The sequence below is a fragment of the Kitasatospora sp. NBC_00315 genome, assembly GCF_041435095.1.
GTDB lineage: Bacteria > Actinomycetota > Actinomycetes > Streptomycetales > Streptomycetaceae > Kitasatospora.
In genome coordinates, this window is record NZ_CP108025.1 from 392,465 (window position 1) to 405,154 (window position 12,690).

The 12,690-nt window shown below is 72.4% G+C and carries 12 protein-coding genes; 4 read left to right on the forward strand and 8 right to left on the reverse strand.

Going from position 1 to position 12,690, the window contains the following annotated elements:
• The first annotated feature begins 82 nt into the window (after positions 1-82).
• Positions 83-604: a SigE family RNA polymerase sigma factor gene (locus OG823_RS01555; protein WP_371476754.1), complete on the forward strand. Its 522-nt coding sequence runs from the start codon at positions 83-85 to the stop codon at positions 602-604.
• Positions 601-1,485: a hypothetical protein gene (locus OG823_RS01560; RefSeq protein WP_371476756.1), complete on the forward strand. Its 885-nt coding sequence runs from the start codon at positions 601-603 to the stop codon at positions 1,483-1,485. The genes OG823_RS01555 and OG823_RS01560 overlap by 4 nt, the downstream gene beginning before the upstream one ends.
• 152 nt (positions 1,486-1,637) lie before the next feature.
• On the opposite strand, the gene OG823_RS01565 is transcribed toward OG823_RS01560, so the two are convergent.
• From OG823_RS01565 to OG823_RS01580, 4 genes are all read right to left on the reverse strand, one after another.
• Positions 1,638-2,456 carry an inositol monophosphatase gene (locus tag OG823_RS01565; RefSeq protein WP_371476757.1) on the reverse strand — a complete coding sequence of 273 codons (819 nt, stop codon included), beginning with the start codon at positions 2,454-2,456 and terminating at the stop codon, positions 1,638-1,640.
• 177 nt (positions 2,457-2,633) lie between these two features.
• Positions 2,634-4,355, reverse strand: coding sequence for a dolichyl-phosphate-mannose--protein mannosyltransferase (locus tag OG823_RS01570; RefSeq protein WP_371476759.1), 1,722 nt, complete (start codon positions 4,353-4,355; stop codon positions 2,634-2,636).
• Between the two features lie 88 nt (positions 4,356-4,443).
• Positions 4,444-4,836 carry a hypothetical protein gene (locus OG823_RS01575; protein ID WP_371476760.1) on the reverse strand — a complete coding sequence of 131 codons (393 nt, stop codon included), beginning with the start codon at positions 4,834-4,836 and terminating at the stop codon, positions 4,444-4,446.
• Between the two features lie 11 nt (positions 4,837-4,847).
• Positions 4,848-5,357, reverse strand: coding sequence for a SigE family RNA polymerase sigma factor (locus OG823_RS01580; protein ID WP_371476761.1), 510 nt, complete (start codon positions 5,355-5,357; stop codon positions 4,848-4,850).
• Positions 5,358-5,919: 562 nt separating this feature from the next.
• Here OG823_RS01580 and OG823_RS01585 point away from each other — a divergent pair.
• Positions 5,920-6,795: a hypothetical protein gene (locus OG823_RS01585; protein WP_371476762.1), complete on the forward strand. Its 876-nt coding sequence runs from the start codon at positions 5,920-5,922 to the stop codon at positions 6,793-6,795.
• A gap of 738 nt (positions 6,796-7,533) precedes the next feature.
• A complete protein-coding gene (locus OG823_RS01590; protein WP_371476763.1) occupies positions 7,534-8,058 on the forward strand; it encodes a hypothetical protein in 525 nt (174 codons plus the stop codon).
• Positions 8,059-8,449: 391 nt separating this feature from the next.
• Here OG823_RS01590 and OG823_RS01595 read toward each other — a convergent pair whose 3' ends face one another.
• The 4 genes from OG823_RS01595 to OG823_RS01610 form a co-directional block, all read right to left on the reverse strand.
• Positions 8,450-9,079 carry a methyltransferase domain-containing protein gene (locus OG823_RS01595; protein WP_371476765.1) on the reverse strand — a complete coding sequence of 210 codons (630 nt, stop codon included), beginning with the start codon at positions 9,077-9,079 and terminating at the stop codon, positions 8,450-8,452.
• 172 nt (positions 9,080-9,251) lie between these two features.
• Positions 9,252-10,517 carry a hypothetical protein gene (locus OG823_RS01600; RefSeq protein ID WP_371476766.1) on the reverse strand — a complete coding sequence of 422 codons (1,266 nt, stop codon included), beginning with the start codon at positions 10,515-10,517 and terminating at the stop codon, positions 9,252-9,254.
• A gap of 315 nt (positions 10,518-10,832) precedes the next feature.
• Positions 10,833-11,798: an anti-sigma factor RsbA family regulatory protein gene (locus OG823_RS01605; RefSeq protein ID WP_371476768.1), complete on the reverse strand. Its 966-nt coding sequence runs from the start codon at positions 11,796-11,798 to the stop codon at positions 10,833-10,835.
• The gene (locus tag OG823_RS01610) at positions 11,795-12,595 is read right to left on the reverse strand and encodes an MEDS domain-containing protein (RefSeq protein ID WP_371476770.1); all 801 of its coding nucleotides are present in this window, start codon (positions 12,593-12,595) and stop codon (positions 11,795-11,797) included. The genes OG823_RS01605 and OG823_RS01610 overlap by 4 nt, the downstream gene beginning before the upstream one ends.
• Positions 12,596-12,690: the final 95 nt, after the last annotated feature.

The following is a 12,690-nucleotide window of genomic DNA, read 5'->3' on the forward strand; positions in this document are numbered from 1 at the left end:
CCACGTCAGGTCGGTGACAGAAGCCAGAGCGGCTTCAGGACGGGGGCGGTCATGCTGAGGGAGCACGTACGGAGGGTCGCTGATGCGCGGCAGTGACGTCGAGGATTTCACGTCGTTCGTCCAGGCGCGGTCGGCGGCGCTGTTCAGGACCGCGTTGCTTCTCACCGGGGAGCGCCATGCGGCCGACGATCTCGTGCAGTCCACGCTGGAGAAGGTCTACCGGCATTGGCGACGGGTCCGCTCCGCGGACGTGCCCGAGGCCTACGCGCGCAGGATCCTGGTGAATCTCGCCAACGACCGCTGGCGCAGGCAGCGCGGGCACGCGGAGACACCGCTCCATGACGACGCCGGTGGTGAGCGGGTCGATCCGTACAAGGGCGTCGACGCGCGGGACGAGCTGATGCGCACGCTCCAGGAACTGCCGACCAGCATGCGAACCGTACTGGTGCTGCGGTACTTCGAGGAGCTCAGCGACGCGGAGATCGCCGGTCTGATGAACACTTCGGCCAGTACGGTGCGGTCCCAGGCGAGCCGCGGACTGGCGAAACTCCGGTCGGCCGTCGCCCGGAACACCCGTCACACACCCTCGGGAGGGGCCGCATGAAGGACTTCGACCTGGAGGGCGAACTGACCGCGGCCATGCAGGACCGGGCGGATCGGTTCCCTCCCCGTACGTACGAGGTGGACGCGCTCGTCGCGACGGTCAGGCGTCGCCGTCGCCGCCTCGCGGCGGGTGCGGTTGCCGCTCTGACCGTGCTGGCGATGAGCGCCGGGTTCGCGAGTCAGCTGGGGCACGACCGCGGATCGCCCACGGTGCAGGTCCCCTCCCGCCCGGTGCCCTCGCCGACCACCTCACCGTCGAGCACCTCGTCTCCCCGGCCCCCTGCCGAGCCGTCGGAGACGACGCGGGCGCTCTATCTCGCCGCCCTGCGCTATCAGGATCCGGCGACCCGTGCCGAGGTGGACCTCGACAGGGTGGCGGCCCTGTTCGCCGACGCCGACGCGTACCGGCGGATCTGGGGTACCGACTCGCGCGGGGTGACCTGTGGAGTGGCAGTCGACGGTGTGCTGGCCGCCGGCGAGATCCGGCTGTACCAGGGAGCCCAGCCGCTCGGTCAGGTCGCCTCACTCACCTTTGACGGTGCTTCGGGCACCGTGCGCTCGCTGACCTGCACGCCCGACACCGCACGGGGTCAGGGTGACGACCCGAGCGTCAACGGCTTCTACGGCGGCCTGGTGACGGCCGCCAAGGCCGGTGACCCCTCGGTGCGTCCGACCCTCGCCGAGCGGTTCCTGAGCGCGAGGTTGCGATCCGCAGGGGGCGCCACCGCCGGCACCTGCTTCACCGACACCCCCAGGTTCTGGCTCGCGGACAATCCCTCCTCGGGAACCCTCCGCCACGGGTGGAGCATGACGCTCAGTGACAGTCGGAGATTCCCGATCGACCTCGACGAGCACGGAGAGATCGACACCGCGTGCGAGTGAGGACAACGTGCGCGCGGGCCCCTCTCGTACGGCGGCCGGCCGGTTCCCCGGCCGCCACCACGAGTCCGGCCACCGGCCCGCCGTCGCGCTCGTCCACCCTCCGGGCGACGGCGGCCCGGGCGCGGCGTGGCAGGACCGCGCAGCCTTCGTGCTCACGGGAGCCGATCGCCGCACCGGCCTCGGCCGCGGATGATCGACATCAGTGATTCGTGGGTCTGCGCGTCGGCGGCCACCAGCAGGCCGCGACCCGCCTCACCGACCGGTGCGCCGTCGATCCCGGTGACAACGCAGCCGGCTGCCCGGCACAGGGCGATTCCGGCGGCGAAGTGCACGCTCCCGGTCAGGTCGCCACCATCGGTGACGTACGCGGCGCGCCTGCCGGTGGCGACCCAGGCCAGGGCCAACGTCGTGGAGAGGACCCTGGGCCGGAAGCGCTCGACGAACTCGGGCCGGCCCAGGAGGTCCACGGCTCGGAATCCGGGCGCGCTCGGGAACGGCGGATCGAGGTTGACGTCCACCAGGCGGGTGGCCGACGAGGGCGCCAACCGCTCGTCGACCCCGTCGTGCCGCACCCAGGCGCTCTCACCGTCGGTGAAGAAGACCTCGTCGTTGAACGGGTCGGCCACGGCCGCCGCTCCGTCGCGCAGCGCTACGTTGACGGCCACCAGCATGGTGGCGGCCGCGTAGTTCAGCGTGCCGCACAGGGGATCCACCAGCCACTGGCGTACAGCGTCGGCCGCACCCTGCTGCCCGCCCTCCTCGCCGAGGATCGCGTCATCGGGGCGGGCAGCACGGATGACGCCGAGGATCGCCTTCTCCGCTTCCACGTCGGCGGCGGTGGCGAAGTCCCCCGCTCCCTTGTCGATGCGGGCGAGCTGACGGCCGTACAGGCGGCGCACCACGTCCGCCCCGGCAGATGCGCCGACTGTGGCGAGCTCGGCATCGTCGGAACCCGCGGATGAGCTGATCATGCCGGGCAGAATATCGAGGCGGAGCACCGACCCGGCGGGTCAGGACAACGATGGCTCGTAACCGCGTAGTTCACGGCGAACCTCCGAGGCCACTCCGCCCGGCAGGGAAGGACGTGAGGCCGGCCCATGGCCGCCCCGACAGGACGGCGGGGCGACAGGACGGCGGGGCGACAGGGCTCAGTACCAGCTGTCGAGCCACAACCTGGCGCGCCAGTCGGCGTACGGGATGCTCTGCCCCGTGTAGATCGGAAGGAAGTGGACGAAGTTCCAGCCGATGAGCAGGACGAGCGCCCCTGCCACCACCGCACCCCGGACGCGGCGCCCCTCGCTCGCCCCCGGCGGCCCCGGCAGGGCTCCCAGCATCATCGTCACGGCCAGGCTCAGGTACGGCACGAAGGCGACCGCGTAGAAGGAGAAGATCGTGCGGTCCTGGTAGAGGAACCAGGGCAGGTAGCCGGCCCCCACCCCGCACAGGACGGCGCCGGAGCGCCAGTCGCGCCGCAGCGCCCATCGGTGGAGCAGGTACACGAGCGCGCAGCAGGCCGACCACCACAGGAGCGGTGTTCCGAGGGCGAGGATCGTCTGCGAGCAGGCGGTGGCGGCGTGGCAGCCGGCCGTGCCGGGCTCCGCCTGCGTGTAGTGGAACAGCACGGGACGGCCGAGGACCAGCCAGCTCCAGGGGTTCGACTCGTACGCGTGGGGTGTGTGCAGCCCCACGTTGAACTGGTAAACCTCGTACTCGTAGTGCCACAGGCTGCGGAGCGGGGCCGGGATCCACGACCAGGTGCCGCCGCGGCCGTCCGCCCAGTGCCGCCCGTACCCCTGGTCGGACCGGAACCAGCCGGTCCAGGTCGCCAGGTACACCAGGGCGGCGACCGCGGCGAGGGAGAGCGCCGACCAGCAGTCCCTGCGCAGCACCGCGCGGTAGGGGCGACGCGCGCCCGCGGTGCGGCGGGCGCCGGCGTCCCACAGCAGGGTGAGGACGAGGAAGGAAGCCAGGAAGTACAGGCCGTTCCACTTGACCGAGGCCGACAGTCCGAGGAAGAGCCCGGCCGCGAGGCGCCAGGGCCGCGGGCCCGTCCCGGCGCGGGCGCCGGTGTGCCCGTCCGGGTGTGCCCGGCCGAGCCCGTCGACCGGCAGGGCGGCCGCGAGCCGGGCCCGCGTGCGGTCCCGGTCGACGAGCAGGGACCCGAACGCCGCCAGGGCGAAAACCATCACGACGAGGTCGAGCAGCGCCGTGCGGCTCATCACGTAGTGCAGGCCGTCCACCGCCATCAGGGCCCCGGCCAGGCATCCCAGCAGGGTCGAACGGAACAGACGGCGCCCCGTGCGGCACAGCATCAGCACCGACAGGGTGCCCAGAGCCGCCGTCATGAAGCGCCAGCCGAACGGGCCGAGTCCGAACATCCACTCGCCGAGGGCGATCACCCACTTGCCCGTCGGCGGGTGCGCGACGAACGCCCCGGAGTCGGACAGCGGGATCACCTGGGGGCTGCCGAGGATCTGCGGGTCGGAGGCCAGGTGGTCCGGCCAGCTGCCCTCGTAGCCGAGCCGCAGCAGGGACCAGGCGTCCTTGGCGTAGTACGTCTCGTCGAAGACGACCGCCCGCGGGCTGCCCAGGCGCCAGAAGCGCGGCAGCCCGGCGAGGAGCGTGACCAGCAGCGGCCCGCCCCAGCCGGACCACCGCGCCAGCCGGTGCGCCGCCGCCGGGGACAGTCCGAGCGTGTGCCGCATCCGCGATCCGGGTTCGGGAAACGGCGCCACCAGGCGGTCGCGCACGGAGAGGTGCGGGCGCGCGACGTACCCGGCGCGGTGCAGTTGCCGCTCCCAGGGGGTCGGCCGGCGGTCGGCCACCTGCCGGGGCAGGCCGGCGGAGGCGGTCGCGTTCTCGGGGATCACGAAGGGGGCCTTCTCCTCGTGGAGGGCGGGACGAACGATGATCGGGTGCGCGGCGGGCGACGGGTCGTCCCGCCGGCCGGGGAGGTCCTCATCCGCCGGGGCTCCCGGCACCCGTCCGGGTGGCCGGGATCCGGCCCGGCCCCGTGACCGGCCCGGGCGTCGACGGGCGGTGCGGCGCCGACGCCCCCTCCGCGGGGGCGGCCGGGCGGCCCGGCGACGTCATCGTCGCCGACTCGGCGGAGACGACGGGACGAGGCCGAGGACCGGGGGGCCCGCCCCGGGGGAAGGAACTCGCCAGGACCAGCAGCGCGACGCAGAGTCCGGTGGCGGTCAGCACCGACCCTGCGGCCGCCCATGCCGTCCGGACCCGGTACCGGGCGCGCACGCCGGCGCGCAGACGGTCCCGGTGGCGGTCCTCGTACGACACCTCCTCCAGCCCGTCGCGCATCATTCGCGCCAGGTCCTGCTCGAATTGATCCATGGCTCCCCTTCTCACTCGACCGGGCCGACCGCCTCGGCCAGCAGCTGCCGCAACCGTGCGACGCCACGGGCCGTGAGCGACCGGGCGGTACCCAGCGGGCACCCCAGCACCTCCGCGACCTGCCCCTCGGGCAGGTCCTGGTAGTAGCGCAGCACCACCGCGGCCCGCTGCCGCGCCGGAAGCAACGCCAGCACGGCCTCCAACCCGGTCCGTTCGTCCACGGCCGCGGCCTCGTCCGCCGAGCCGGGCGGGTCGGGCAGCCGGCCGACGGGCTGCTCGCCCCACCAGCGGCGCCGTGCCGAGCGGGCCGCGGCACGGGCCAGGACCTTGCGTACGTACGCCTCCGGCGCCTGCTCGGCCACCCTCGGCCAGGCGAACCACAGCTTGACGAGCGACTCCTGCAGCAGGTCCTCGGCCCGGTGCCGGTCCCCGCCGGTGAGCAGCCGCGCCAGGTGGAGCAGCGCCGACCAGCGAGCCGCCACGAAGCGGTCGAACTCGTCGGCCCGCAACTGCCCCGTCACCCTCGGTCCCCTTGCCTCCCCGCCGGACGTGCCGGCCCCTGTCGCGGAGCCGAGGGCGGCGCACGCGTCATCGATCACGCGCGCCGCCGTACGACCGCGTCCCTGTACCCCTGATAAGACGCTGGACCCCGCTCCGCTATGCACCCCGGCCCTGTGTCCTGGGTCACACCGGCCGGCCGTGGCGGCGCCCGAGCCGCGGACGACCGCGCTCGTACGCCGACCGCCGACCGCCGACCCGCCACCGTGCCAGCGAGCCGCCCGGCTCCGGTGATCCAAGGACCCCACCCGACCCGTCCACTGATCGCGGCTCCCGGGGCGGTCCCAGCGCCGTCCGCGACGAGGACACGAACAGACCCGTCTACGGGCACGTCACACCATGCGTACGTACGATCACCCTATGCAATGGTGATCATGTGGGTCGAGTCCGGCCGCAGGCCGGTGGCTATGCGTCGGTCGTGACCGTCGCCGGGCGTGATCGCCGCGTCCGCCCTCCTTCTGAGGGCGGCTCGGACCGTGGAGGAGGCCGTCCGAAGGCCTCCCCCGCCACCTAGGAGGAACAGCTGTGAAGGTTCGTTTCGGTAGAAGCCGTGGCCGGGTGCTCGCGGTCGCCGCACTGGCCGCGATCGTCGCCTCGACCGTCCCGGGAGCGGCGCCCGCGTCCGCGGCCACGGGATCGGACGGGTCCGGGCTCGCGGACGCGATCACGTCCTTCGTCACCTCCACGCTCTCGGGCGTGGCCCAGGCGACCGACGGCGGCGCGGCACGTTCGGAGCACTGGGGCGTGATCACCCGCAACACCATCGGCTCCCCCGTCGCGGCCCTGCGCAACGGCCCCTACGGCTCGTACGGCGGAACCGGCGACGCCTCCGAGCCGCCCTACGGGACCGGCAGCCTCGGCATCGAGGTCGCGGACAACTCCACCTCGCAGAGCCCGGGCGCCGAGAAGGTCGACTTCGGCAACGAGGTCGACTTCTACGGCGATTCAGTGCTGGACCTGGAGCAGGTCGGCTTCCACGTCTTCCAGACCAGCGAGAACGTCAGCAACGGCGGCCCCACCAACCTGCCGGGCATCAGGTTCGAGATCGACCCCAACGTCGGCACCGGCCAGAGCGACAACTACTCCGTGCTCGTATGGCAGCCCGACGCCGTCCCGGTCGCCTCCCTGAACCGCTGGAGCCCCTACCTCGACGCCACCACGAGCGGCACGTGGTACCTCACCGGCGGCGAGACCTCCTGCACCCAGGGCACCCCCTGCACCTTCACGGGTCTGAAGCAGTCCCTCGACGACGGCGGCAACGCCCCGACGATCCTCACCGCCTCGATCAGCAAGGGCCGCGACCACCTGTGGGTCGGCGCCGTGGACGGCCTCCGGATCAACGACGACATCTACGACTTCGAAGCCGGCGGCGTCAACGCCCGACGCGTCGGACGCGGCTGACGCACGATCTCGACCGGGCGGCGCTACGCGCACCGTCCGACACCACCTCCGGGCGGCCCTCCTGCGGAGAGGGCCGCCCGGAGGCGCGACACCAGGAGCTCACCCGCCGCCCGGGGCCCGTCCTTCGTCGAAGTACCCGACCCAGGTATGCCCGGCCGTGTCGTCGCGACGTGTTCGATCCCGTCGCCGAGAACGGCCTCGGCGACGACCTGTCCTGCCGAGTCGATGACTCGGGCGTTTGGCTCCACCCCGTCCGGGGGTACCGGCCGGAAGGGTGGCGGTGATCCCCGCCGGGCCGGGGCGCCCGCCGAAGGTCGGGTTCGCATCCCGGTACGGCATCCCAGGCACTCTCTGTTTCCGCAGGTCACCAGGGGTGGGATGGTTCCACCGTTGCAGGTTCAGCGACGGCTGTTGTGGTGCATCCCCGACGTCCTCGAAGCTCTGGGTGTCGCACCGGCCGCGGCGGAACACCCGCCCCGGCAACGACACGGCGACGACACCCACCCTGAACTCGTCCACCCGGGCACCCCTGTGCCCCGGCACCCGGAGTGCGGACCTACCCGCACTGCGTTCCGGGCCGAGGACACGGAGACGCCCTCTTGTCCGATCGGGCGGTCGGGCGGTCGGGCCCTCGTGTCCTCGGATCGGACACGGACGGGGTGGCGACAAGTCGGCAGGCGCGCTCGGCGGGAATCCGAACGAGCGCGACCACATACGGACCAGAGAAGGAACACGCACATGAACGGCAACCCCCTCACACACCGTCGTCCGGGACACCGCGCGGCCGTCGCCGCCGCTCTCGTCCTGGCGGTCGGCTTCGGCATCTCGGCGCAGATGTCGGCGCAGGCGGCCGTCCACGCCCCCGCGCAGGTGTCCGCCGCCGCATCGGGGTCGGTCAGCGGCACGAACGGCCAGTCGGTGACCCGGGTCGCCGACTTCTACGGCGCGTACATCGACGCGAAGGGCGACTACGAGGACCCGGACGGCACCCTCGCCACGGCGCTGCGCGCGCACTACCTGACACCCGAGTTCGCCGAGCGGCTGGCGGCCTGGGAGGAGGAGAACGGGGCGGACGGCGTCCTGCGTGCCCAGAACGTCCCGGCGCGGTGGACGGTGACCGACAACGGCGCCGTGGGCAACAGCCACGAGGTCGTCGTCACCCTGACCTACGGCAGCGGGGAGACGACGCAGAAGAGCAAGCTCTTCGTGCTGGTGGAGCGGTACAACCACATCGTCGACATCGGCACGACGAGCAACCGCTGACGGCGTGGCAACCCCACCCGGTCCGTCCCCGCGAAGATCCGGGCAGCCGCCCGCCGCCCGCACGAAGTACCTCCCGCGTGTGCGGACCGCACCGTGACGTGACCGGCATCCGGAGTACGGGGCCGGTACGGCATCGACACGGGACCGCACGGCACGGCACGGCACGGTCAACGGTGGCGCGAACGTGCGGGGCGCGGTCGGCGGACGCGACCCTGTGGTGAGGACGTGTCAGCCGGACGAGCGTGAGGGGGCCGACCGAAGCGCGGTCGGCCCCCTCACGGGGAGGCCAATCCGATCGAGGTACATCCGGACCCTTGCGGCAGGTCACCCCGGCGAACTCGAACCACCCGGACCACCGGGACCGGACCCGCGCGATGCCCGCCGACCGGCACTATCGGAGCCGGGCCAGCAAGTGGGCGTCGAGGAAGCCCCGCTCGGAGGCCGGGTCGTGGAGCAGTCGGGCGAAGGTGGCGAACCCGGCCCCGGCGAGCAGCTCGGCGAACCGGTCCGCCGGCCAGCTGTAGGCGGGCGTCACCTTGTGGGCGAAGCGGACCGGATCGGGCGCGTCCGTCGCGAAGAACGAGACCAGGAGCAGACCCCCCGGCGCCAGGACCCGCGCCTGCTCGGCGAGCAGCGCGGGTAGTTCCCCGGGAGGAGTGTGGATCATCGAGTAGTGGGCCAGCACTCCGCCGAGCGAGCCGTCCTCAACCGGGAGGGCCTCCATCCGCGCCTCGTCGAACCGCAGTGCGGGATGGGCCCGCCGGGCGTGGTCGACCATCGCCGGGGAGAGGTCGAGCCCGAAGGCGTCCAGTCCCAGGTCGTGCAGCATGGCGGTCAGATGTCCGGGCCCGCAGCCGACGTCGGCCGCCCGCGGATTCCCCGTCCCACGCACCAGCTCGGCGAAGGTGCCGATCATGTTCCGCGTGAACGGCTGCGTCTCCAGCCGATTGGCGAACATCGACGCGTACAGCTCGACGATCCCGCCGTAGGCCGCCTTGGTTTCTTCCTGGTGCTCCGCCACGGGAGAGAAGTTAACACCCCGGTTCGCAACTACTCACCGCCTCCGTACCGAATCCCGCGCCGTCGGGGAGCTGACAGCACCGGGAAGCCGGGCGGGGGACGTCGCCGCCCGGCCCCGGCCCCGGCCCCGGCGGATCGTCCCGTGGCCGGTCCGGGCAGGAGGTACGGCCGGGCTACGGCAGAGCGCCGAGGGCGTGGCCGATGGTGTCGAGTTCCTGCCGCAGGAAGCCCGGGCCGCTGTGGCCGGCGGGCGCGAAGGTCTTCAGAAAGACCTTCACTCGCAGGCTGCCGTCGGCCTCCTCCTTGACCTTGTCCACAGCGGCCCGGAAGTAGACGGTGTGCGGCCCGGCCGACTGGATGTCGAGTTCGATGTCCTGGCCGAACCAGTCCTCGGGATCCGAGTTGACCTGACGGGTCAGTTCGGCGAGGCAGCTCTCCGCGATTCCGGGCAGGACCTCCACGGCCAGTGCCGACACGGCGGCGAAGGTGGTGACGCCCGGCCAGATGGTGTTGATCGGGCGCGCGGTGGCACGGAAGTCGAAGAAGGCGAAGGTGTGCCGGGTGCAGACGTGGTGAGTGCTCGCCTCGTCGACGGAGACGGTCAGGACCACCGGGCAGGCGTTGAACGTGCCCCGCGCCTGCCCGCTCCCCACCACGGTGGCGGAGGCGTGGAACTGGGCGATGGCCTGCGCGTTGTGCCGGGCCGCGGCGAAGAGCTGCTGCCCGGCCTGCGCACCGGGATAGTTGGTCAGGCCCTTGCGGAGGTTCTCGTGGGTGACCGTGTCGTGGAGCCACTGCTCACGCAACGGCGGGTAGAGCAGCAGGTCGCCGCGGACACTGCCGTACGCCGTCTGGGCGGCCTCGTGCGCCTGACCGAGCAGCCGGGTCAGCTCCTTCCACAGGTCCGCGTCGAAGTCGCCCAGTCCGTTGTTGGCGCCGTCCGCGGTGGTCCAGGCGTCTTCCAGCTCCTTGAGGAGGGTGGAGACGGCGTCCATCCGCCGTCGGCCGTTCCCGGCCGGCTCCGCCTCGGTGTCCGCGTCGAACTCCTGGCCCGGATCGGTCGACGGGCTCATCGGTCCCAGTGACACCATGATCGGCAGGTTCCAGAGCAGTCGGTGCGGGCTGGTTTTGGGCCTCGCGTCCATCACGGCCCGGACCACCGGTTCGCCCGCCAGCCGCCAGCAAAGCCCCCAGAACGCCCGAACAGCGGCCTTCAGCTCCGGGTCGGGAGCGTTGTAGAGGATGGCGATCTGCTCCGCGATCGAACTGAGCTTCTCCTTGGAGATCTTGTGGTGGAGGGCGCCGGCACCCCACTCGGCCGGGAACGCGTACCGTGCCTTTCCTTTGGTGATCGGGACGACCGCCCAGTCGGCCTTGCCGGGGACCTGCTTGCCGGTGTTGGGCGCGTCGACGGGGGTGATCGGGACGGCAGTCGTCATGTAGTCCTCTTTCGCAGGGGGCCGTACCGCCGGACCGCGGCTCGACGGCCCGTCAGGTGGCCAGGTTCCCGTGCCTGGATGCACAACGACTAAACGCCCGGCCCGAGGGGGTGTCCGGGCTCCGGCGGCCGGCAGACCGCCCTGTTCGTCGCTGCTTCTCGGCGCTCGCCTCCGCGCTGCGCCGATCTCCCGCCCGGCCGCACCCCGCCGTCGTCGTCCTGGAGCGCGGTCGGATCCCCTGGACCGGAGTGGTGGACGCGGTCCGGCTCGGACCCGAGGACGTCGGCCTGCCCGAGAGCGGGATCCGGCGGGGCCCTACTGCTGCCGGGCGGCGTCCATGTGCAGGCGGATGGTGGTTCCCGTGTCGCAGGTGGAGCGTATCTCGACGAGGTCGCAGAGCTGGTGGGCGAGCCAGAGGCCGCGGCCGCCGATCTGATCCGCGGCGGGGCGGCTGCGGCCGGCCATCACGTCGGAGATGTAGCCGGAGTCGTGGAACTCGCAGAGGAACGTCGCGTCCTGGGCCCAGGTGCGCAGGGTGCCGTGGCCTCCGCCGTGGCGGATGCTGTTCGTCGCGATCTCCGTGACGGCGACGGCCAGTTTCGGCAGTCGGTTCGGCGGGACACCCGCGTCGGACGCGCACTGCGAGACCTTCGAGCGGATCGCGGCCAGGTCACCGTCCGTGTAGCTCAGCTCCTGGAACGGATCGCACGGGCCGGCCAGCTCGTCGAAGGGGTACACCTCGGCGGTCAGGTACTCCTCGTTGGCCACGTGCCGGTCGTGCCGGCGGATCAGCGGGTGACAGCGCGAGAGCGATCGCAGGGCGTCCTGGTCGTCGTCGGCGGCGTCGTAGGGGCACAGCATCGACCAGGTGGAGCTGCGCGCGAAGGCCCGGTTCAGGAGCCACTCGTGGTAGCGCAGCTCCGAGAGGTGCGCCGCGCTGCGCGCGTGGCGCCAGGCGGTCTCTCCGATGGCGCGTACGGGCCTGCCGCCCTCGCCGTGCTCGTTCATCCAGGCCGACCAGGCGGCGATGTGCCGGCCGGGGTTGGGGCCGGCCGTCGTGGTGTCGACGAAGGTGACGGCGGGTTCGTCCACGAGTTCGCCGCGCAGGAGCGAGGTCTTGTCCGAGGGCACGGCGACGACCACCGCCTCGTCGGCCTCCAGGGCCTCGTGGATGAAGCCCAAGGTCCCGGACAGGAACTGCGCGTCCCCGCGGTAGGGGTACAGCTCGTGGCGGAACGGGGTCTCGCTCCGGCCGGACGCCGGGGGCACGGTCGCGGTCATGTCGCCATCACCACCGGCAGGTCGGCGGCCGCGTAACCCGCCAGTTCCCAGCACAGGCGCACGGTGTCGTTGGCGCCCTCCACGACGATCCGGCGGCCGGGCAGGTGACGGGCCGCGTCGATCAGGGCGTGCATGCCGGCGGCGTCGATGATCTCGACGGCGTCGAACCGCAGCTTCACCGTGGGGGTACACCGGACGGCGGCGCGGACCGCGGCGTTGAACGTCGCCGCGCACTCCGAGTCGACCACTCCGTCCACACTCCACCGGTCGACGCCCGTGCTGAACATCCGAAAGGCCGGACGCGCAGCACGTGTGCCCACCTCGTGGGGATGCATACATGCCACGCCCTCCAGCGTAGACCGGTCCCACTGCGACGGCCGGAAGGCGCACACCACGATGGCACCGCTCTCCGAGGCGAACTCGTCGAGCTTGAGCTCCCGGGCCAGCAGCTCCTCGGCCCCGCCGGCCGCCGTCGGGGGCACCGGTTCGGTGAGGACCCGCACCGACCGGAAGCCCTCCCGGACTGCGGTTCGGACCTCCCTGCGCACCGCGGCCAGCATCACATCCGTGTCCGCCGCGTCCGGCAGACCGAGGATCCCCGGGGCCGAGGGGACTTTGTCGCGCTCCGACCCAACGGTGTCGAGAGCACCGATGACCACGACCTTGTCCCCGTACAGGGCTCCGTCGGCCACGTAGGCGCGAGCATCGGCCAGCGTGGCAGCCGGTTCCATCCGCCAGCAGACGTGGTCACCGAGGTCGACCTCGTCCAACGTCGCCAAAGCCCGCGCCGCTCTCACCCCGTCCCCTTCCGATGTCAACCCGACCCGCGGATACAGCAGAATACTGGGCCCGGGCAGGGGGCCGCGAAGCCGAGCCGTCGGCCGGCCCGCGA

What these genes read in the sequence shown, in the direction of transcription:
- OG823_RS01605 (WP_371476768.1), bottom strand. Translation starts at nt 11,798, where the DNA reads ATGACCGCGACCGTGCCCCCGGCGTCCGGCCGGAGCGAGACCCCGTTC.
- OG823_RS01555 (WP_371476754.1), top strand. Translation starts at nt 83, where the DNA reads ATGCGCGGCAGTGACGTCGAGGATTTCACGTCGTTCGTCCAGGCGCGG.
- OG823_RS01560 (WP_371476756.1), top strand. Translation starts at nt 601, where the DNA reads ATGAAGGACTTCGACCTGGAGGGCGAACTGACCGCGGCCATGCAGGAC.
- OG823_RS01575 (WP_371476760.1), bottom strand. Translation starts at nt 4,836, where the DNA reads ATGGATCAATTCGAGCAGGACCTGGCGCGAATGATGCGCGACGGGCTG.
- OG823_RS01600 (WP_371476766.1), bottom strand. Translation starts at nt 10,517, where the DNA reads ATGACGACTGCCGTCCCGATCACCCCCGTCGACGCGCCCAACACCGGC.
- OG823_RS01565 (WP_371476757.1), bottom strand. Translation starts at nt 2,456, where the DNA reads ATGATCAGCTCATCCGCGGGTTCCGACGATGCCGAGCTCGCCACAGTC.
- OG823_RS01590 (WP_371476763.1), top strand. Translation starts at nt 7,534, where the DNA reads ATGAACGGCAACCCCCTCACACACCGTCGTCCGGGACACCGCGCGGCC.